Annotated in this window: 18 protein-coding genes, 1 tRNA gene and 1 riboswitch; of the genes, 14 read left to right on the top strand and 5 right to left on the bottom strand. The window is 73.0% G+C overall.

The window, feature by feature from the left end; all coding sequences use genetic code 11:
* The first annotated feature begins 135 nt into the window (after nt 1-135).
* Nucleotides 136-792 carry an isopentenyl-diphosphate Delta-isomerase gene (idi, locus tag AB0O82_RS23240; RefSeq protein ID WP_350875539.1) on the top strand — a complete coding sequence of 219 codons (657 nt, stop codon included), beginning with the start codon at nt 136-138 and terminating at the stop codon, nt 790-792.
* A 32-nt stretch (nt 793-824) separates the two neighbouring features.
* Here idi and AB0O82_RS23235 read toward each other — a convergent pair whose 3' ends face one another.
* A complete protein-coding gene (locus AB0O82_RS23235) occupies nt 825-1,244 on the bottom strand; it encodes an ATP-binding protein (protein WP_063351556.1) in 420 nt (139 codons plus the stop codon).
* Nucleotides 1,245-1,736: 492 nt separating this feature from the next.
* On the opposite strand from AB0O82_RS23235, the gene AB0O82_RS23230 reads away from it, so the two are divergent.
* Nucleotides 1,737-1,821, top strand: a tRNA-Leu gene (locus AB0O82_RS23230).
* 339 nt (nt 1,822-2,160) lie between these two features.
* On the top strand, nt 2,161-3,834 hold the full coding sequence (locus AB0O82_RS23225) for an APC family permease (RefSeq protein WP_363585862.1): 1,674 nt from the start codon (nt 2,161-2,163) through the stop codon (nt 3,832-3,834).
* Nucleotides 3,835-3,964: 130 nt separating this feature from the next.
* Here AB0O82_RS23225 and AB0O82_RS23220 read toward each other — a convergent pair whose 3' ends face one another.
* A complete protein-coding gene (locus AB0O82_RS23220; RefSeq protein ID WP_363585861.1) occupies nt 3,965-4,954 on the bottom strand; it encodes a class I SAM-dependent methyltransferase in 990 nt (329 codons plus the stop codon).
* Between the two features lie 591 nt (nt 4,955-5,545).
* Between AB0O82_RS23220 and AB0O82_RS23215 the strand changes: the two genes are divergently transcribed.
* Nucleotides 5,546-6,976 carry an aldehyde dehydrogenase family protein gene (locus AB0O82_RS23215; RefSeq protein WP_363585860.1) on the top strand — a complete coding sequence of 477 codons (1,431 nt, stop codon included), beginning with the start codon at nt 5,546-5,548 and terminating at the stop codon, nt 6,974-6,976.
* 106 nt (nt 6,977-7,082) lie between these two features.
* Here AB0O82_RS23215 and AB0O82_RS23210 read toward each other — a convergent pair whose 3' ends face one another.
* Nucleotides 7,083-8,573 (bottom strand): glycine hydroxymethyltransferase, encoded by a 1,491-nt coding sequence (locus AB0O82_RS23210; RefSeq protein ID WP_363585859.1) that lies wholly within the window; start codon nt 8,571-8,573, stop codon nt 7,083-7,085.
* Between the two features lie 29 nt (nt 8,574-8,602).
* A riboswitch (ZMP/ZTP riboswitch) is annotated at nt 8,603-8,698 on the bottom strand.
* A 305-nt stretch (nt 8,699-9,003) separates the two neighbouring features.
* Here AB0O82_RS23210 and AB0O82_RS23205 point away from each other — a divergent pair.
* The 4 genes from AB0O82_RS23205 (at nt 9,004) to AB0O82_RS23190 (ending at nt 14,659) form a co-directional block, all read left to right on the top strand.
* The gene (locus tag AB0O82_RS23205) at nt 9,004-9,969 is read left to right on the top strand and encodes an ABC transporter permease (RefSeq protein WP_363585858.1); all 966 of its coding nucleotides are present in this window, start codon (nt 9,004-9,006) and stop codon (nt 9,967-9,969) included.
* A gap of 75 nt (nt 9,970-10,044) precedes the next feature.
* Nucleotides 10,045-11,796 (top strand): ABC transporter substrate-binding protein, encoded by a 1,752-nt coding sequence (locus AB0O82_RS23200; protein ID WP_363585857.1) that lies wholly within the window; start codon nt 10,045-10,047, stop codon nt 11,794-11,796.
* Nucleotides 11,797-11,919: 123 nt separating this feature from the next.
* Entirely contained in the window at nt 11,920-12,912 is a 993-nt protein-coding gene (locus AB0O82_RS23195; RefSeq protein WP_063350084.1) for an ABC transporter permease, read from the top strand.
* Between the two features lie 106 nt (nt 12,913-13,018).
* Nucleotides 13,019-14,659 (top strand): ABC transporter ATP-binding protein, encoded by a 1,641-nt coding sequence (locus AB0O82_RS23190; protein ID WP_363585856.1) that lies wholly within the window; start codon nt 13,019-13,021, stop codon nt 14,657-14,659.
* Here AB0O82_RS23190 and AB0O82_RS23185 read toward each other — a convergent pair.
* A complete protein-coding gene (locus AB0O82_RS23185; RefSeq protein ID WP_363585855.1) occupies nt 14,656-14,922 on the bottom strand; it encodes a hypothetical protein in 267 nt (88 codons plus the stop codon). The genes AB0O82_RS23190 and AB0O82_RS23185 overlap by 4 nt on opposite strands.
* Before the next feature lie 41 nt (nt 14,923-14,963).
* On the opposite strand from AB0O82_RS23185, the gene AB0O82_RS23180 reads away from it, so the two are divergent.
* Nucleotides 14,964-15,395: a cytidine deaminase gene (locus tag AB0O82_RS23180; RefSeq protein ID WP_363585854.1), complete on the top strand. Its 432-nt coding sequence runs from the start codon at nt 14,964-14,966 to the stop codon at nt 15,393-15,395.
* Nucleotides 15,396-15,513: 118 nt separating this feature from the next.
* The gene (locus AB0O82_RS23175; protein ID WP_363585853.1) at nt 15,514-16,077 is read left to right on the top strand and encodes an EF-hand domain-containing protein; all 564 of its coding nucleotides are present in this window, start codon (nt 15,514-15,516) and stop codon (nt 16,075-16,077) included.
* A gap of 82 nt (nt 16,078-16,159) precedes the next feature.
* Here the strand turns inward: AB0O82_RS23175 and AB0O82_RS23170 are convergent, their stop codons facing one another.
* Nucleotides 16,160-16,735: a TetR family transcriptional regulator gene (locus tag AB0O82_RS23170; RefSeq protein ID WP_363585852.1), complete on the bottom strand. Its 576-nt coding sequence runs from the start codon at nt 16,733-16,735 to the stop codon at nt 16,160-16,162.
* Nucleotides 16,736-16,884: 149 nt separating this feature from the next.
* On the opposite strand from AB0O82_RS23170, the gene AB0O82_RS23165 reads away from it, so the two are divergent.
* From AB0O82_RS23165 to cobM, 4 genes are all read left to right on the top strand, one after another.
* On the top strand, nt 16,885-17,478 hold the full coding sequence (locus tag AB0O82_RS23165; RefSeq protein ID WP_363585851.1) for a dihydrofolate reductase family protein: 594 nt from the start codon (nt 16,885-16,887) through the stop codon (nt 17,476-17,478).
* Nucleotides 17,479-17,598: 120 nt separating this feature from the next.
* Entirely contained in the window at nt 17,599-18,018 is a 420-nt protein-coding gene (locus AB0O82_RS23160) for a gamma-glutamylcyclotransferase family protein (protein ID WP_063350078.1), read from the top strand.
* 103 nt (nt 18,019-18,121) lie between these two features.
* Nucleotides 18,122-19,360, top strand: a complete 1,239-nt coding sequence (gene cbiE, locus AB0O82_RS23155; RefSeq protein ID WP_363585850.1) for a precorrin-6y C5,15-methyltransferase (decarboxylating) subunit CbiE — start codon at nt 18,122-18,124, stop codon at nt 19,358-19,360.
* The coding region (gene cobM, locus AB0O82_RS23150; protein WP_363585849.1) for a precorrin-4 C(11)-methyltransferase at nt 19,357-20,036 on the top strand (680 nt) is incomplete at its 3' end. The genes cbiE and cobM, both read left to right, overlap by 4 nt.

The following is a 20,036-nucleotide window of genomic DNA, read 5'->3' as shown; positions in this document are numbered from 1 at the left end:
ACCCGTACCCACCGCCACCCATACGGCAGACTGGAGCCCGACGCCGGCGCCGGTGCCCCCGCTGCGTCCGCTGCACCCGGTGTACCGGACGTACCCCGATGCTTCCGTTGCTCCCCCCCTCCCGAAAGAGGCCCCATGCCCCAGAGCCTGCCGACCAACCCGACACACTTCGACTCCGAGATCGACACCGGTCTCGACGTCGAGACGGACGTGACGGTCGCCCCGGGGGCCTCGACCGGGACCGCCGGCGCCGGTCCCGAGATCCTGCTGGAACTGGTCGACGACGAGGGCGTCACCACCGGCACCGCCGAGAAGCTCTGGGCACACCAGCAGCCCGGCCGCCTGCACCGCGCGTTCTCGGTGTTCCTCTTCGACCGCCAGGGGCGGCTGCTGCTCCAGCGGCGGGCGCTCGGCAAGTACCACTCCCCCGGCGTCTGGTCGAACACCTGCTGCGGCCACCCGTACCCGGACGAGCCGCCGTTCGTCGCCGCCGCCCGCCGCACCGCCGAGGAACTCGGCATCGCGCCGGCGCTGCTCTGCGAGGCGGGCACGGTCCGTTACGACCTGCCGGACGAGGCCTCCGGGCTGATCGAGCGGGAGTGGAACCACCTGTTCGTCGGGCTGGTGACCGCGCCCGTCGAGCCCAACCCCGACGAGGTGGACGACTACGCCTTCGTGACCGCGCAGGAGCTGCGGGAACTGCGCGCCGAGCGGCCGTTCTCGGTGTGGTTCGAGACGGTCTTCGAGGCGGCGCTGCCGGGGATCCGGGAGATCGCCGGGCGGGACTGGTAGGCGGGCGGGACCGGTCGGCGGGCCCGCGGCGCTCAGTCGTCGGTCTCCGGGGGGACGGGCAGCGAGGCCCAGATGACCTTGCCGCCCTCCCCCGTCCGCTCCACGTCGCACACCCCGCCGGCCTGCAACGTCACGCTCTTCACCAGCAGCAGGCCGCGGCCGCCGGTCCGCCCGGTGTCGCTCTCCAGCGCCTTCGGCCGGTACGGGTCACCGTCCTCGACCGACACCCGGACCCAGCCCCGGCGGACCGCCAGCTCGGTCGTCACCTCCGGCGACAGCTTCGCCGCGTGCGTCACCGCGTTGCTCACCAGCTCCGAGACGATCAGCAGCACGTCGTCCACCAGCTCCTGGTAGCGCACCCCGGCCATCCCCTGGGCCAGCAGGCGGTCACGGACCGCGTGCCGGGTCAGCGGCACCGAGGCCTCCTCGGCCGGCACCGGGAAGCGCCACACGCCCTCGACCGGTCCGGCGGGTGCGCGTTCCGGCCCGGCGCGTCTCGGCTCGGCGCGTGCGCGCTCCGGCCCGGCGCGTCTCGGCTCGGCCTTCGCCGCCCCGCTGATCTGCTCCACGTCCAGCCGCCCTTCGTCCGCGACCCGGGGGTGTCCGCGACCCGGGAATCAGGCGTTCCGCTCATGGCGCCCTCGATCCACAGAGGCTAGGAGAGGCACCGACGGGACCGTGGCACCGTCGACAACTTGCCCGTGTCGGACCGCTTCCGGCCGGAACGGACCGCAGCCACCGCCGGGGTCGACCGTTTCCTTCGCGCTCGCCACCACTTCGGCCGGGGTTCGCGCACCGTGGCGACCCATCCCAACCAGCCCGACCACCCCTGCCGACCCGGACGTCCCCCCACCCGGGGAAACGCAGGTGAGAAGCACTCCAGAACCCTGGTAATGTTCTCTCTGTCGCCGAGGGGGCGAGAAAAACCCCGAAGCACACACCCTGTCCGGGTGGCGGAATGGCAGACGCGCTAGCTTGAGGTGCTAGTGCCCTTTATCGGGCGTGGGGGTTCAAGTCCCCCCTCGGACACAACCGAATTCCCCGTGGGATCCGAAAGGAACCCGCGGGGAATTTCTTTTTCCCGGCGCGCCGCCGCCGTCCACGGGTTCTCGCGGGTTCTCCCGGATTCTCCCTGCGGACCGGGTGGCCGCCGCGGCGCTCGCGACCCCCCGCAACCGCTGTGACCCAGGCGACTTCTGCGGCTGTCGTGACCCGGAAAGCGGACACGAGATGGCAACGATCGGACAGTTTGAGCTTCCCTTGAGGTATTCGCCCCTTTTGGCCCCATAGGCTGTCTCCGTTTGTCCGGAAACCAGCACAAAAACCACGACACCACCCGATGAAACCCCGAGCGAGAGGACCGATACGTTGAGTGAGCCAGAGTCTCCGACGGCATCACATCAGAACTACCGGCGATCGCTCGGCACCATCAGCCTGACCGCCGTGGGGCTCGGATCCATCATCGGATCCGGGTGGCTGTTCGGCGCCGAGCGCGCCGCCCGGCTGGCCGGCCCCGCGTCGATCCTGGCCTGGGTGATCGGGGCCGCGGTGGCACTGACCATCGCGCTCACCTACAGCGAGCTCGGGTCGATGTTCCCCAAGGCCGGCGGCATGGTCCGGTACGGCCAGTACTCGCACGGCTCGCTGGCCGGCTACCTCGCCGCCTGGGCCAACTGGATCGCCATCGTCTCGGTCATCCCCGGCGAGGCCACCGCCTCCGTCCAGTACATGAGCTCCTGGCACTTCGGCTGGGCGCAGGGGCTGTACAACGGCAAGGAACTCACCCTGAGCGGGGTGGCACTGGCCAGCGTGCTGCTGGTCGGCTACTTCGTCCTCAACTGGTTCGCCATCACGATGTTCGCCAAGACCAACACGGCGATCACCGTCTTCAAGGTCATCGTCCCGACCCTGACCGCCGGCGCGCTGCTGTTCGCCCACTTCGACACCGCCCACTTCACCGACCACGGCGGCTTCGCGCCGAACGGCTGGAGCGCCGTGTTCACCGCCGTCGCGGTGTCCGGCATCGTCTGGGCCTTCAACGGCTTCCAGTCCCCGCTCAACCTGGCCGGCGAGGCCCGCAACCCCGGCAAGTCGCTGCCCAAGGCCGTCATCGGCTCGATCCTGATCGCCCTGGTGATCTACGTCGCGCTGCAGATCGCCTTCCTCGGTGCCATCCCGGCCGCCGACCTGTCGCACGGCTGGAGCAGCCTCGCCTACACCTCGCCGCTCGCCGACCTCGCGATGGTCTGGGGCCTCAACTGGCTCGCCCTGCTGCTGTACGCGGACGCCTTCGTCTCCCCCAGCGGCACCGGCATGATCTACGCCGCCACCACCTCGCGCATGATCCACGGCGTGCAGGAGAACGGCCACCTGCCGAAGATCTTCGGCAAGGTCGACGCCAAGACCGGCATCCCGCGCCCGGCCCTGGTGCTCAACCTGGTGGTCGCCTTCCTGTTCCTCGCGGTCTTCCGCGGCTGGGGCTCGCTGGCCGAGATCGTCTCGGTCGCCACCGTGATCTCGTACGTCACCGGCCCGGTCGCCGTGATGGCACTGCGCCGCCTCGCCCCGGACCTGCCCCGGCCGGTCCGGCTGCGGGCCATGCCGGTCATCGCCCCCGTGGCGATGGTGTTCGGCTCGCTGGTCCTGTACTGGGCCCGCTGGCCGCTCACCGGCAAGGTCATCCTGCTGATGGCCGCCGGTCTGCCGATCTGGGCCTGGTACGAGCTGCGCAAGCCGTGGGCCGAGCTGAAGCCGCACCTGAAGGCGGGCGCCTGGATGGTCGCGTACCTGTTCGTGATGGCCGGTGTCTCCTGGGCCGGCAGCACCGACTTCGGTGGCCAGGGCTACCTGCCCGAGGGCTGGGACCTGCTGGTCGTCGCGGCCATCGCGCTGGCCTTCTACCACTGGGGCGTCGCCAGCGCCTGGGCCAACCCGTCCCTGGCCGCCGTCCGGCGCGAGCTGGCCGAGGAGGCCGCGGCCGGCGAGGGCGCCGACGGCCCTGCGGGCTCCGGTCGGGAGCCGCGGGAGGCCTCGCGGGCCTGAGGGAGCGTGCAACGCCGAAGGGCCGGTCGAGTCGTCGACCGGCCCTTCGGCGTTGACGGGGGCCGGATGGGACAGGACGGGGCGGGGTGCCGGGTCCCGGTCGGACCCGTCGGCCGTCGGCCGTCGGCCGTCAGCCGCGGCGGGCGCGGCGGATGACGGCGGTGACGACCGGGGGGAGCAGGTCGCGGGCGGCGCGCTTGGCGACATTGGCCGGGCGGCGCAGTTCGGCGGCGCGGGCCCGGCGGGCGGCGAGGTCGCGGGCGGCCTCCTCCTGGGCCTCCTGGGCCGCCCGGCGGGACTGCGAGGCCTCGTTCCGGGCCGCCTCGGAGGTCAGCCGCCGGTGGTGGCGGGAGGGGCGGAACGCGTCGATCCCGTCCGAGCTTCCGGTCATCCGGAGCACCTGCTGCCCGTTCAGGGTCTCGGAGCTGAGGTAGCAGCCCTCGGCGAGGTCCACCCGGTCGAGCAGGTCGCGCTGGAACGGCTCCGGATCCCCCCAGGTGCCGTAGAACTTGCACTCGGTCAACATGATCGGCTTGAGCCCGTGGTTGAAGACCGCGCCCCAGGTCGCGGCGGCCACGCCCGGGGTGTGCTGCGAGCGGTAGTCGTCCAGGACGACGACACCCTGGTCCTGGAGCGCGACCCGGGCCACCTGGAGGTCGCCCACGACGTGCTCGTACAGGTGCGAGGCGTCGATGTGGATGAAGCGGAACGTGCCCGCCGCGATCCGCCCGCCGGCCAGGACGGAGGTCGGGGCCTGGATTATCTCCGGCAGTTCCTCGTGGAAGGCGAGGTAGTTGACCTCGAAGGCCGAGCGGGTCAGCGACTTCCGGTAGGAGATGTCCATCTCGGCCGCGTTCTCGTCGTCCGGCGCGTCCGAGTCGAAGAGGTCACAGACGGTGAAGGACTCGCCGGGCTGGAGGTGCTCGCCGATCACGATCGCGCTGCGGCCCAGGTACGCACCCATCTCCAGCAGGTCGCCGGTGACCCCGGTCTTCTCCTGCCGTCCCATGAACCAGTCGAACGAGTGCCGGTCATGCTCCCAGAACCAGCCCGGAACGTCGTCCAGCACGGCTGGTTCGGCAGGCCGCTGCGACTCGTCCTTCAACGCGGCATCGGTCACGGGATGCTCCTTATGCGGTACGGATGACCTGCGGATTTGAGCCAGATCTCAGCCCGGTGGCAGCCCCCGCCCGACCGTGGGACACGCTGGTCCCGGACCATGTGCACCACTACGAACCACTGGCAACAGTAGTGCCTCACCGCTGAGTTCGCTGCAATCTACAGCGGTGCCCGCGGGCGTGAGGAGCTTTTCGCGCAATGATTTTCGCGGACCGTCGTTTCGCTGCCGGAGGGTGAACACGGAGCCTTCGGGACGGTTCGTCCGGTGTCCCGCGGCGGCGGACCACGGCGCGACCGGTCGCGCCGCACGCTGATCGTCAACTGGACGTCCAACGGCGGGCGGTGGAGCTGACGGCGGAGGCGGTGAGGGGCGGCCCGGTGCCGTGGCCGTGCGAGGCCCTTGAGCGGTCGGACGAGCGGCGCGCGGGCGCGGGGCCGAGCCGTCCGACGAGTACACCGCGCGGTTCGCCCCGGGGTGACCCGTCGGCCCACCGGGCCGGATTGGCTCTTGCGCGCGGCCGACCGGGCCGCCTTGACTGGCCCTTTGACTAGCGCTGTTGGTCAATCGGCCGACCGGATGAGAGGACACTCGGTGCAGCAGCACGCGGAGTACGGCGACCAGTACATCGACGGCGCCTGGCGGCCCTCCCTGGATGACGCCGGGTCGATCGAGGTGCTGAACCCGGCGACCGAGCAGGTGCTCGCCACCGTGCCGGCCGGCGGGCCCGCCGACATCGACGCCGCGGTCGCCGCGGCCCGCCGGGCGGCCCGCGGCTGGGCGACGACCGCCCGCGCGGACCGGCTCGCCCTGCTGACCCGGTTGCGGGACGGAATCGCCGCCGCCCAGGAGGAGATCACCGCCACCGTGGTCGCCGAACTCGGCGCCCCGGTCGGCTTCGCCGCCGCCGTGCACGCCGGAGCGCCGCTGACCGTGGCGACCTCCTACCTGACACTGCTCGCCGAGCACCCCTTCGAGGAACGGATCGGCAACTCGGTGGTGCTCGCCGAGCCCGCCGGGGTGGTCGCGGCGATCACGCCGTGGAACTACCCGCTGCACCAGATCGTCGCCAAGGCCGTCCCGGCCCTGGCGGCCGGCTGCCCGGTGGTCCTCAAGCCCGCCGAGGACACCCCGCTGGTGGCCCGGCTGTTCGCCCGGCTGGTGCACGAGGCGGGCTTCCCCGCGGGCACGTTCAACCTGGTGACCGGCACGGGCGTGGTGGCGGGTGCGGCGCTCGCCGCCCATCCGGGCGTGGACATGGTCTCGTTCACCGGATCCACCGCCGTCGGCCGACAGGTCGCCGAGACGGCGGGCCGGGGCCTGAAGCGCGTCGCCCTGGAACTCGGCGGCAAGTCCGCCAACGTGGTGCTGCCGGGCGCGGACCTGGCCCGGGCGGTCAACGTCAACATCGCCAACGTGTTCGCCAACTCGGGCCAGACGTGCAGCGCGTGGACCCGCCTGCTGGTGCACCAGGACCAGTACGAGGAGGCCGTCGCGACGGCCGCGAAGGCCGCCGCCAAGTACGCCCCGGGCGATCCGACCGACCCGCAGACCCGGATCGGCCCGCTGGTCAACGCCAAGCAGCTGGCCAGGGTGCGCGGTTACGTCGAGGGCGCGCTCGCCGCGGGCGCCCGGCTGGTCGTCGGCGGCGCGGAGCCCGTCCCCGGCCTGCCCGCCGGCTTCTACGTCCACCCGACCGTGCTCGCCGACGTCACGGGGGACATGGCGATCGCCCGGGAGGAGGTGTTCGGCCCCGTCCTGGTGGTCCTCCCCTACCGGGACGAGGACCACGCCGCCGAACTCGCCAACGACACCGAGTACGGCCTGGCCGGCGGCGTCTGGGCCGCGGACACCGACACCGCCGCCGCCTTCGCCCGCCGCCTCGACACCGGCCAGGTCGACCTCAACGGCGGCCGCTTCAACCCGCTCGCGCCGTTCGGCGGCTACAAGAGCTCCGGCCTCGGCCGCGAACTGGGCCGCCACGGCCTGGAGGAGTTCCTCCAGTGCAAGTCGCTCCAGTACTGACCGCGGCGCCGAGCGGGGTACCGGCCGCGGCACCGGCTCCGGGCCCGCCGCACGTGGGGCGGCGGGCCCGGGGGTTCGGGCATCGAGGCCGGTCGGGCGGGGCCGGTCAGGTGAGGTCGACGCCCGGGTAGAGGGGGAAGGGGGCGAGGAGGTCGGCGGCGCGCTTGGCGGCGCCGTCGCGCACGGCGTCGTCGAGGCGGTACTGGGCCTTGGAGGGGGCGCCGCCCGCGGTGGTGGTCGGGGTGGTGGCGCGCAGCACGGTGTCGATCAGGGCGGCGATCTCGTCCATCTCGGCGGTGCCGAGGCCGCGGGTGGTGAGCGCCGGGGTGCCGAGGCGCACGCCCGAGGTGTACCAGGCGCCGTTCGGGTCCTGCGGGACGGAGTTGCGGTTGGTGACGACGCCCGAGTCCAGCAGCGCCGCCTCCGCCTGACGACCCGTCAGGCCGTAGCCGGAGACGTCGGCGAGGACGAGGTGGTTGTCGGTGCCGCCGGTGACCAGCCGGCCGCCGCGGCGCAGCAGGCCCTCGGCGAGCGCCCGGGCGTTGTCCACGACGGCGCGGGCGTAGGTCCGGAACTCGGGCCGGCGGGCCTCGGCGAAGGCGACCGCCTTGGCGGCCATGACGTGCGAGAGCGGCCCGCCGAGCACCAACGGGCAGCCGCGGTCGACGTGTTCGGCCAGTTCGGTGTCGCACAGCACCATGCCGCCGCGCGGGCCGCGCAGCGACTTGTGGGTGGTCGTGGTGACGATCTGGGCGTGCTGGACGGGGTCGTGGTCGCCGGTCAGCACCTTGCCCGCGACGAGGCCGGCGAAGTGCGCCATGTCGACCATGAGGGTCGCGCCGACCTCGTCCGCGATCTCGCGCATCCGCCGGAAGTCGACCAGTCGAGGGTAGGCGGAGTAGCCGGCGACCAGGATCAGCGGGCGGAACTCCCGGGCGGTCTCGCGCAGCGCGTCGTAGTCGATCAGGCCGGTGGCCGGGTCGGTGCCGTAGCTGCGCTGGTCGAACATCTTGCCCGAGATGTTGGGTCGGAAGCCGTGGGTGAGGTGGCCCCCGGCGTCCAGGGACATGCCGAGCATCCGCTGGTTGCCGAGCGACTGGCGCAGCTGCGCCCAGTCCTGCTCGGTGAGGTCGTTGACGCCCCGGACCTTGGCCCGCTCCAGCGCCGGGCTCTCCACCCGCCGGGAGAGGACGGCCCAGAAGGCCGTGAGGTTGGCGTCGATGCCGGAGTGCGGCTGGACGTAGGCGTGGTCGGCGCCGAACAGGGCGCGGGCGTGCTCGGCGGCGATGGTCTCGACGGTGTCGACGTTGCGGCAGCCCGCGTAGAAGCGCCGGCCCGCGGTGCCCTCGGCGTACTTGTCGCTGAGCCAGTTGCCCATGGCGAGCAGCACGGCCGGGGAGGCGTAGTTCTCGCTGGCGATCAGCTTGAGCGAGGCGCGCTGGTCCTCCAGCTCCCGGCCGATGGCGGCGGCGATCCGCGGCTCCACGCCGGCGACCACGTCGAGGGCGCTGCGGAAGGCGGTGTCGGCGGCCGCGCCGGCGGCGGTGTGCGGGGCCTGGGCGGCCTCAACGGCATGAGGGGTGTGCGGGGTGGCCAAGGCGGTCTCCTCGTGGTGCACGGACGAGTACGGACGGCCCAGGCGCTCGGCAACTGTCGTGCGGGTGCACGGAGCCGCTTCCCGATGGTCGGTTCCATCCGTGCGCGCCAGTCGCGGCTCCCCGGGATCGTACCAATGCCCGGGGGGATGTGGCGGAGATCTCAGGATTCGGGACGGCACGCCCGTTTCGCCCCTCGATGTCCGTTCTTCCGCAACGCCGGTATTGCGGCGCAATGACGCCGAATGAAGCCGCAATACGCGCCGAAACAATGCCGGGAAAAACCGCCGGAGGTGATTTGCGGACCTCCCCGCGCATCCGGTCTGATGGCGCTCGAACGGCCGACGGGAAACCCCCGGGGGCCGGTTCGGAAATGCACACCAGCGCACCCTCACCCACAGGGCGGCGGAGAATTCGGGGAGTACGCCTCTCATGGCCGTGGTCGAAACAGCAGCGGGCTCCGTCCCCGCACCCGCCGCGCCGAGGCTGCTCGGCCGGCTCCTGCGCGACCGGGTCGGCGCCGCCGCCCTCGCCGTCGTCCTGCTTTTCCTGCTGCTCGCCCTCGCCGCCCCGCTGATCGCCGCCCTGTACGGGAAGAACCCGGTCGAGCACTACGGCCAGAACTCCCCCGGCCTGCTGAGCGACAGCGGCCTGCCCGTCCTGCCGAACGGCGGCATCTCGGGCGACTTCTGGTTCGGCCTGGAGCCGGGGCTCGGCCGGGACGTCCTGACCCAGTTGCTCTACGGCATCCGCACCTCGCTGCTGATCGCCTTCGCCTCCGCCGCCGTGACCACCACGCTCGGTGTGCTGGCCGGGGTCGCGGTCGGCTACCTCGGCGGGATCGCCGACCGGCTGTTCGGCTTCCTGGCCAACGTGCTGCTGGCCTTTCCGACCCTGCTCCTGCTCCTCGCGCTGAGCCCCGTCATCCAGTCCCGACTGGTCGATCCGGGCACCGCGGAACCGGAGTGGATGCAGTTCCTGGTGCTGATCCTGGTCTTCTCCGCGTTCGGCTGGATTCCGCTCGCGCTTTCCCTGCGGGCCACCGTGCGGTCGCTCCGGGAAAGGGATTTCGTGCAGTCCGCCCGGGCCCAGGGCGCCGGCCGATTCCATGTCGTCGTCCACGAACTGCTGCCGAACGTCCGCTCGCAGCTGCTGGTGCACGCCACCATGGCGGTGCCGACCTTCGTCGCCTCCGAAGCGGTGCTGTCCTTCCTCGGCGTCGGCATCACGGAGCCGATCCCGGACTGGGGGCGGATGATCTCCCGCGGCTCCGAGGTCTTCCAGGCCGATCCGACCTACATGGTCTTCCCCGGTGTCGCCCTGCTGCTCTTCGTGCTCGCCTTCAACCTGCTCGGCGACGCCGTCCGGGACGCGCTGGACCCGCGCGCCGCCCGCTGAGCCCCGCCCTTCTCCGTCCATCACCCCAAGCCCGCCCCGACCCGCCCCGGCTCCCGGGGCAAGGAGAGATTCGCCATGCGCTGGACCAGACCGTCCCTCGCCGTCGTCGCCACCGCCCTGCTGGCGACCGCCTGCTCGGCCGGCGCGGGCACCGGCCCGGCGCCCGCCGGGGCGGCCGCCAAGGAGACGTCCCCGCTGACCGCCGCGCTCGGCGGCGAGAAGGAGAGCGCCGGACCGGCCCCCGCCGTTGCCGGCGCCCGCGTGGGCGGCACCGTGAACGTGTACAACAGCGTCGAGTTCCGCCACCTCGACCCGCAGAAGGTCTACGCGGGCGCGACGTACAACGCCTCGCTGCTCTGGGGCCGCCAGCTGACGCAGTACCAGGTCGTCGACGGCAAGGCCAAGCTGGTCGGCGACCTGGCGACCGACACCGGCACCTCCGGCGACGGCGGGCGCACCTGGACGTACAAGCTCAAGGACGGCGTGGCCTGGGAGGACGGCAAGCCGATCACCGCCCAGGACGTCAAGTACGGCATCGAGCGCAGCTTCGGCAAGGGCTACGAGGTCGGCCCGCCGTACTGGCCGCAGTGGCTCACCGGTGAGGCCAGCTACGAGGCGGCGCGCGCCAAGTACGCCGGCCCGCAGGACGGCGACCTGGCCGCGATCGAGACGCCCGACGAGCACACCATCGTCTTCCACTTCCCGCAGCCGCAGGCCGACGTCCCGTACATGGCCGCGCAGTCCTCGTCCTCGCCGGTGCGCCGGGACAAGGACACCGGGACGGACTACGACCGGCAGCCGTTCGCCACCGGCCCCTACCGGATCGTCGAGCACGTCCAGAACACCCGCATGGTGCTGGAGCGCAACCCCGCCTGGAAGGCCGAGACCGACCCGATCCGCAGCCAGTACCCGGACAAGTTCGTCTTCACGTTCGGCAAGGAGGCGCTCAACATCAACCAGGAGATCCTGTCCGGGCGCGACGGCGGCGCCAGCGCCACCACCGCCTCCGACGTGCTCTCCCCCGAGCTGTACCAGACCGCCGACACCGACCCGAAGGCCAAGGACCTGGTCGTCTCCGGGCGCCAGGGCGCCTTCGTCACCCAGCTGGTGATCAACAACGAGCGGGTGCCGGACGTCGAGGTCCGCAAGGCCCTGCACCTCGGCTACCCCCGCCAGCAGGCCCGCCAGGTCCAGGGCGGCTCCCGGATCGGCGAGCTCGCCACCACGCTCAGCTCGCCGGCGCTGATCGACTGGGAGAAGTACGACCTCCACCCGGTCAAGCCCGAAGGCGACCCGGAGGCCGCCAAGGCCGCGCTCGCCAAGGCCAAGCAGGCGCCGACGAGCCTGACCTACGGGTACAAGAACACCCCGGACGGGCAGCGCACCGCGCAGGTGCTGGTGGACGGCTTCGCCAAGTCGGGCATCACCATCGTGCCCAAGCCGATCGACCCCAAGGCGTTCCTGGACGAGGTGCACCGCGCCGACTCCCCGTACGACCTGTTCGAGGAGACCTCCTCCGTCGACTGGCCGACCCCGTCCACGCTGATCCCGTTCTCCTTCGACGGCCGCGCCGGCAGCGACCTCAACTCCGCGCGCTACCGCAACCCGGCGGTGGACAAGGAGATCGACCGGATCAACCAGATCGGCGAGCCGCGCGCCAAGGCCAAGGAGCTGTACGCGCTGGAGAAGACCGTGATGCAGGACGTCCCGGTGCTGCCGTTCGTCTACGCGAACGTCAACCAGGTGCGCGGCTCCAACGTCGGAGGGGCGTTCATCCACCCCATCTACGGCACGGTCAGCCTGGCGTGGCTGTACCTGAAGTCCTGACCGCCGCACCCGCCCCCGCGCCGGTCGGTGCGGGGGCGGGCCCCTGAACTCCCGCACTCCCCGTGCACTCCACGTAGTCCTGCCCCGCGTACGCCTCCCCGTCCCGTCGACCCCGGACCGGCCATGCTCTCCTTCGCCCTGCGGCGGACCCTCCAGGCCCTCGCCGTCCTGGTCGCGGTCTCCGCCGCCGCCTTCGCCCTCTTCTACGCCGCGCCCGCCGACCCGGCCCGCGCCGCCTGCGGCCCGCGCTGCGACAGCGGCCAAGTCGCGGCGGTGCGCCAGAGCATGGGCCTGGACCAGCCGCTGCTCACCCAGTACACCGACTACCTCACCGGGGTCGTCGCCGGGCGCGACATCAGCGACGTGGACGGCTCGGTCATCCACTGCGACGCGCCCTGCCTCGGCTACTCCTACCGGCTGCACCAGCCCGTCACCGAGGCCCTGGCCGACCACCTGCCGGTCACGTTCTCGCTCACCGCCGGCGCCCTCGCCGTCCTGCTGGTGCTCGGCCTCGGCACCGGGTTCGTCTCCGCGCTACGGCACGGCGGCCGCACCGACCGGCTGCTCTCCGGCTTCACCCTCGTCGGCGCCAGCGTGCAGATCTACTTCCTCGGATACGTCGCCCAGTGGGCACTGGTCTACTCCACCGGCCTGCTGCCACTGCCCTCCTACACCCCGCCGACCGAGGACCTCGCGGCCTGGGCGGGCGGGCTGCTGCTCCCCTGGCTCGTCCTCGGATTCGTCAACTCCGCCGTGTTCGCCCGGCTTTCACGCTCCCAGCTGCTGGAGACGATGAACGAGGAGTACGTCCGCACCGCGCGCGGCAAGGGCCTCGGCCGGCTGCGCGCCCACCTCAAGTACACCTCGCGCGGCGCCGCCGGGCCGCTGGTGCAACTGCTCGGCCTGGAGGCCGGAGTGCTGCTCGGCGGGGCGGTCATCACCGAGACGGTGTTCGGGCTGAACGGGGTCGGGCGGTTCGCCGCCCAGGCGGTGTCCGGGCAGGACCTGCCCGCAGTGGTCGGCGCGGTACTGCTGGCCGCCTGCTTCGTGGTGCTGTTCGTCGCGCTGGCCGACCTGGTGGTGGCCTGGCTCGACCCGCGAATCCGCCTGAGCTGACTGGAGCCGTTCGATGACGTCCACTGTTGAGTCCGTGCCCGGGGGCGCGCCCGGAGCCGTGTCGGAGGCCGTTCCTGGGCCTGGTGCCGCGCCTGCCGCAGAGCCCGTGCTGAGCGTTCGCGATCTGACCGTCACCTTCGCCGACCCGCGCGGCGGCGCTCCCGTGACCGCCGTCCAGGGGCTCTCCTTCGACCTGGCCGCCGGTGAAGTCCTCGGCCTGGTCGGCGAGTCGGGCTCCGGCAAGTCGGCCACCGGACTCGCCGTCCTCGGCCTGCACGACCCGCGCACCACCACCGTCACCGGCTCGATCCGGCTGGACGGGCAGGAGCTGGTGGGCGCGACGGAGTCAGCGCTGCGTCCGGTCCGGGGCGGCCGGGCCGCGCTGGTCTTCCAGGACGCGCTCACCTCGCTCAGCCCCTTCCACGGCGTCGGCGCCCAACTCGCCGAGATGTACCGGCTGCACCACCCCGGCGCCGGTCGCGCCGAGGCCCGCCGACGCGCCGCCGCGATGCTCGACCGGGTCGGCATCCCGGCCGCCCGGGTGCGTGACTTCCCGCACCAGTTCTCCGGCGGGATGCGCCAGCGGGTGATGATCGCCATGGCGCTGATGAACGACCCGCAGGTGCTGATCGCCGACGAGCCCACCACCGCCCTGGACTCCCGAGTGCAGCGGCAAGTCCTCGACCTGCTCAGCGAGTTGCAGCGCGAGCACGGCACGGCGGTGCTGCTGGTCAGCCACGACCTCGGCGTGGTCGCCGGAACGACGGACCGCACGCTCGTGCTGCGCGGCGGCGTCCAGGTCGAGTCCGCGCCGACCGCCGAGCTGCTGGCCGCGCCGCGCGAGCCGTACACCCGCGCACTGGTCGGGGCGGCGCTCACCCTGGACTCCGTACCCGGCTCACCACTGCCGACAGTTGACGATCCGTCACCCGTCGCCGCATTCGCGCCCCGGGCTGTCGGGCGCCCCGAGCGCTGGCTCGTCGAGGTGGCGGACCTCGCCGTCCACTTCCCCGGACGGCGCCGCCTCCCCAGCCTGCGCGCCGAGCCCGTCCGGGCAGTGGAGGGCGTAGGACTGCGGATCGCCCCCGGCGAGACGCTCGGACTGGTCGGCGAGTCCGGCTCCGGCAAGTCCACCACCGCCCGCGTCCTGGCCGGCCTCCAACAGCCCACCTCGGGAACGGTGTTGTACGACGGCCAGGACGTCACCCGCCCGGGCCGGGAGCTGCGGCGCCGGCTCAGCCGGGAGATCCAGCTGGTCTTCCAGGACCCGTACGCCTCCCTCAACCCGCGCCGCACCGTCGCCCAGACCCTCGACACCCCGCTGCGCCTGCACACCTCACTCGACGCGGCGCAGCGGCGGGAGCGCTCGGCCGAACTGCTGGACCAGGTCGGGCTGCCCGCCGCCCACCTGGACCGCTACCCGCACGAGTTCTCCGGCGGACAGCGCCAGCGGATCGGCATCGCGCGGGCCCTCGCCCCGCAGCCGCGCCTGATCATCGCGGACGAACCGGTGTCGGCCCTGGACGTCTCGGTCCAGGCGCAGGTGCTCAACCTGCTGATGGAGCTGCGCGAACGCCTCGGCGTCGCCTTCCTGTTCGTCTCGCACGACCTCGCCGTGGTACGGCACTTCTGCGACCGGGTGGCCGTGATGCACCGGGGCCGGCTGGTCGAGTCCACCGACCGCGACCGCCTGTTCAGCGCGCCGCACACCGAGTACACCCGGGAACTGCTGGCCGCAGTGCACTAGCGCTGGCGCCGGTCCTCGCGGGGGGCGGCGGCCGTGAGGGGACTGGCCGTGGCCTCGCGGGGGTCGGTGGGGAGGAGTGCGTAGAGGCGCATGTCGCGGCGCTCGTCGTCGTACCCGGCGGAGGCGGCCGGGACGGTCGTGACCAGCGGGACGTACGGGTCGGTGCCCGCCTCCCGGACCACGGCGAGGTCGGTGAGGCGCCAGGGGCGAAGGATGAAGGGGCCCTCGTAAAGCGTTGGCACGATCAGGGGCGGTCGGTCCATGCTCGAAGCCTGTCATGTGCGATCAAGGAGCCCCAGCGAATATGTCCACCAGCGATCAACCCGACTCCGCAGGAGACCGCGCAGCCGTCGACCGCGAGCTCGTCGAGGCCGCCCGGGCGGTGGCCCGGCGCTACTGCCGGGGCGACAACCACACCGTCGCGGCCGCCGGGCGCAACGCCGACGGGCGGATCGTCACGGCCGTGAACGCCTACCACTTCACCGGCGGCCCGTGCGCGGAGCTCGTCCTCATCGGCGCGGCCGCCGGCCAGGGCGCGTACGACCTCACCACGGTCGTCGCGGTCGGCGACCAGGACCGGGGCGTCGTGCCGCCGTGCGGCCGCTGCCGGCAGGTGCTGCTCGACTACTTCCCGACGGTCGAGGTCATCGTCAAGCGGGGAACGGAGCTGCTCGCCCTGCCCATCCTCGACCTGCTCCCCGAGGCGTACGTCTGGGCCGAGCACCAGGACGGCTAGCGGCCCTGCCTTCGAGTCGCCCGAGTGGCCGTTCGCCCGTCGTTCGGCTGCGCGAGCGCGACTCCAGGCACTAGCGTGCTGGCGACGTGTCGTAGTGATCGCCAACCGAGGGGGCACATTGTCGGACGACCTGCTCACAGCAAAGATCAACCACGGGTTCGACCACCTCGACGCCGACGGCGACGGGCTCCTCACCGAACGGGACCACGCCCTCATGGGCATCGCCGTCGCCCGCTCGCTCGGCCACCAGGAGGGCTCGGAGGCCGAGGCCGTCATCGTCCGCGCGTACCTGACGGTCTGGCACGACCTGCACCTCGCCCACCTGCCCGCCGGCACCGAGGCGATCACCCGCGAACAGTTCGTCCGCTCGACCGGCGCCCTCTCCGATGACCCCGAGGCCGCGCGGACCAGCTTCGGCGCACTCGCCGACGCCTTCCTCGCCGTCGCCGACACCGACCGCAGCGGAACGGTCGACGCCGGCGAGTTCTTCGTCTTCCAGCGCGGCCACTTCGCCGGCCTCTCCCGCGACGACGCCGACGAGGCCTTCCGCCACCTCGACCGCGACGGCGACGGCACCCTCTCCGCAGCCGAGTTCACCAGCGCGATCATCGAGTTCTGGACCAGCCGCGACCCCGACGCCCCCGGCAACTGGTGGACGGGCAAGCCCCCGCACACCCTCTGACACCCCCTCCGGCAGAGCCGCCCCCTCGCCCGCCGGAACGCGAGGCCGGCGGCCCGCCCAACTCGCCGTGCCCGCCGGGTGGTCAGGTGGCGGGGACGATGCGCTCGACGATGGTCTCGATCAGGGCGGGCAGGGTGTCGGTGCCCAACACCTCGGGCAGGGTGAGGTGTTCGACGATCAGGCCGGTCATCGCGAGGTAGAGGACGAGGACGGTCTCGCGGTCGCCGGGCAGTCCTCCGTCGAGGTGGTAGGCGACGTTGGCCTCCAGCTGCTCGCGGATGGTGCCGGTGAGCTGGGCCCGCAGGCCGGGGCGGCGGGTGGCCTCCAGGCGCAGTTCGAGCATCGCGAGGTAGCCGGCCCGGTCGGCGGAGATGCGGCGGATCAGGTCGTGCATCAGGGCGGTGACCAGGGCGCGGTCACGCGGGGCCCGCAGCAGGTCGGCGATGACGGCCGGGTCCGGGGTGAGCCGGTGGTGGATGTGCCGGGCGGTCTGGTGGAGCAGGTGGTCGCGGTTGGCGAAGTAGTTGGAGGCCGTGCCGTTGGGGACGCCGGCCTGCACGTCGACCGCGCGGAAGGTGAGGCCGCGGGCGCCGTCGCGGGCGAGGACCTCGATGGCGGCGTCGGCGAGGGCGGTGCGGCGGGCGGGGTTCTGGACCATGGGCCGATTCTCTCTCGCGGGGTTTTCGGGGACCGGGGCGCCCGGGCCTGAAAACATCCCGGCAACCACTATGGCTGGAGTACTATAGTCGGAGTGGTTAGGCGACAGGCCGCGCGGTCCGCGCCGCTTCCCGACTCCAGAGGACCTGCATGCGCAAGCTCAGCTACTTCATCGGCACCACCATCGACGGCTTCATCGCCGGCCCGGACGACAGCTTCGACTTCTTCGCGCCGTTCCTCACCGAGGACTACACCTCGGCGCTCTTCGCCGAGTACCCGGAGACCATCCCCACCCCCGGCCGCGCGGCGTTCGGCATCGCGGAGGCGCCCAACAAGCGCTTCGACACCGTCGTCATGGGCCGCGGCACCTACGCACCGGGGCTGGCCGTGGGCCTCACGAGCCCCTACGCCCACCTGCGGCAGATCGTGGTCTCCCGCACCCTCGGTGCCGGCCCGGACCCGGCGGTGGAGGTCACCGCGGAGGATCCGGTGGCCCTGGTCCGCAGGCTGAAGCAGCAGGACGGGCTCGACATCTGGCTCTGCGGCGGCGCCGACCTGGCCGGCCAGCTGCTGCCCGAGATCGACGAGTTGATCATCAAGCAGTACCCGGTGGTGGCTGGGTCGGGCATCCCGCTGTTCCGCGCGGAGTTCGAGCCCCGCGCCTTCACGCTCACCGACAGCCGCGTCTTCGAGCACGGCAACGTCGTCCTCACCTACGCGCGGACCACCCCGGACGCCGCCTGACGCCCACCACGGGGCGGACGCGCGGGGCGCGGGGCACGGGACACACGGGGCGAGAGGCGCTATCGCGGCGCGGGCACGAGGACGTACCGTGGGCGCTCCCCAAGCCGAGAGGTCGAACCCGTGTCCGAGGAGGCCCTGCCGTTCTTCGTCTACGGCACCCTGCGCAGCGGCGGCCGCAACCACGCCGCCCACCTGGCCGGACGCTGCGCCGACATCCGCCCGGCCGTGCTGGACGGCGCCACGCTGCACGACGGCCCCGGGTACCCGTACGCGGTGCCGGACGCGACGCCCGGGCGCCGGATCGTGGGCGAGCTGATCACCGTACGGCCCGGCGCGTACGCCGGAGCGCTCGCGGCGCTGGACCGGCTGGAGGACTGCCGGGCGGACGGAACCGGCCTGTACGTACGGCGGCGGCTGCCGGTGCGGACGGCGGCGGGCGAGGTGCGGGAGGCCTGGGTGTACTTCGCCGGGCCCGTCGTCGAGAGCCGGCTGCGGGAGCGGCCCGCGGTGATCGACTCGGGGGACTGGGCGGACCGGTAGCGGGGGGCGGGCGGGAGACGACCGGCCGGATACCGCCAGGTAGGCTGCCCCGACAGTTGTTCCCTCTACTCACGGCGCCCGCCGAACGACAAGGAGCCACCCGGTGCCCGAGCTGCCACCCCCGATCACCGTCGTCGGGATCGGGGCCGACGGCTGGCCCGGCCTCTCCACCATCGGCCGCGCCGCCCTACGGGCAGCCGAGGTGGTCGTCGGCGGCCCCCGGCAGCTGAACCTCCTCCCCCACGACGAGGTCGCCGCCGAGCGCGTCCCGTGGCCGTCCCCCCTGCGCCCGGCCGTCCCCGGACTGTTCGCCGCGCACGCGGACCGCCGGGTCGCCGTCCTGGCCAGCGGCGACCCGATGTTCCACGGCATCGGCCGCACCCTCGCCGAGACGGTCGGCGCCGGGCGACTGCGCGTCCTGCCGCACCCCTCCTCCGTCTCCCACGCCTGCGCCCGACTCGGCTGGCCGCTGGAGTCCACCGAGGTGGTCAGCCTGGTCGGCCGCCCGCTGGACACCCTCGCCCTGGCCCTGAACCCCGGCCGCCGCCTGCTCGTGCTGAGCGCCGACGCCACGACCCCGGCCGCCGTCGCCGCGCTGCTCACCGCGCGCGGCTACGGCGCCGCCCGCCTGCGCGTGCTCGAACAGCTCGGCGGCCCGACCGAACGACAGCTCGACGGCACCGCCGACGGCTGGCCGCACCCGCCCGGCGACCCCCTGAACGTCATCGCGGTCGACCTCGGCGACGGCCCCCGCAGCTCGCTCGTCCCCGGCCTGCCCGACGCCGCCTACGAGAGCGACGGCCAGCTCACCAAACGGCACGTGCGCGCCGCCACCCTCGCCGCCCTCGCCCCCTCCCCCGGCGAACTGCTCTGGGACGTCGGCGGCGGCTCCGGCTCGATCGCCGTCGAGTGGCTGCGCGCGCACCGCGACTGCCGGGCCGTCAGCATCGAACGCGACCCGGTGCGGGCCGAGCGGATCGCCCGCAACGCCGCCGCCCTGGGCGTGCCACGACTGCGCGTGGTGACCGGTCCGGCCCCCGCCGCGCTCGCCGAACTCCCCACCCCCGACGCGGTGTTCATCGGCGGCGGCCTCACCGCGACCGGTCTGCTGGACAGTTGCTGGGCCGCCCTGCGGCCGGGCGGCCGGCTGGTCGCCAACACCGTGACGCTGGAATCCGAGGCGCTGCTCACCGAGTGGTACCGGCGCCACGGCGGGGAGCTCGTCAAGCTCGCCGTCGCGCACGCCGTCCCGGTGGGCGGCTTCACCGGGTGGCGGCAGGCCATGCCGGTCACCCAGTGGTCCGCCGTCAAGCCCAACACCCCTCAGGAGAACGCGTCGTGACCGTCCACTTCATCGGAGCCGGCCCCGGCGCCGCCGACCTGATCACCCTGCGCGGCCAGCGCCTCCTGGCCCGCGCCGAGGTCTGCCTCTACGCCGGCAGCCTGGTGCCGCGCGAACTGCTCGACGAATGCCCGCCCGGCGCCCGCCTCGTCGACACCGCGCAGCTCAACCTGGACCAGATCATCGCCGAGCTGGTCCGCGCGCACCAGGCCGGACAGGACGTGGCCCGGCTGCACTCCGGCGACCCGTCCGTCTTCTCCGCCGTCGCCGAGCAGATGCGCCGCCTCGACGCGGCCGGCGTGCCGTACGAGATCGTCCCCGGCGTGCCCGCCTTCGCCGCCGCAGCGGCCGCGCTCAAGCGGGAGCTGACCGTCCCGACCGTCGGCCAGACCGTCATCCTCACCCGGATCGCCAAGCGCGCCACCCCGATGCCCGAGGGCGAGGACCTGGCCACCCTCGGCCGCAGCGGCGCCCTGCTGGTACTGCACCTGGCCGCCGGATACGTGGACGACGTCGTCGAGCAACTGCTCCCGCACTACGGCGCCGACTGCCCGGCCGCCGTCGTCGCGATGGCCAGCCGGCCGGACGAGCTGGTGCTGCGCGGCACCCTCGCCGACATCGCCGGGCAGGTCAAGGCCTCGGGCGTGGTGCGCACCGCCGTCATCCTGGTCGGACG

The organism is Kitasatospora sp. NPDC088264, from assembly GCF_040685715.1.
Taxonomy (GTDB): domain Bacteria; phylum Actinomycetota; class Actinomycetes; order Streptomycetales; family Streptomycetaceae; genus Kitasatospora.
This window is presented reverse-complemented; position numbering and strand designations above follow the sequence as displayed.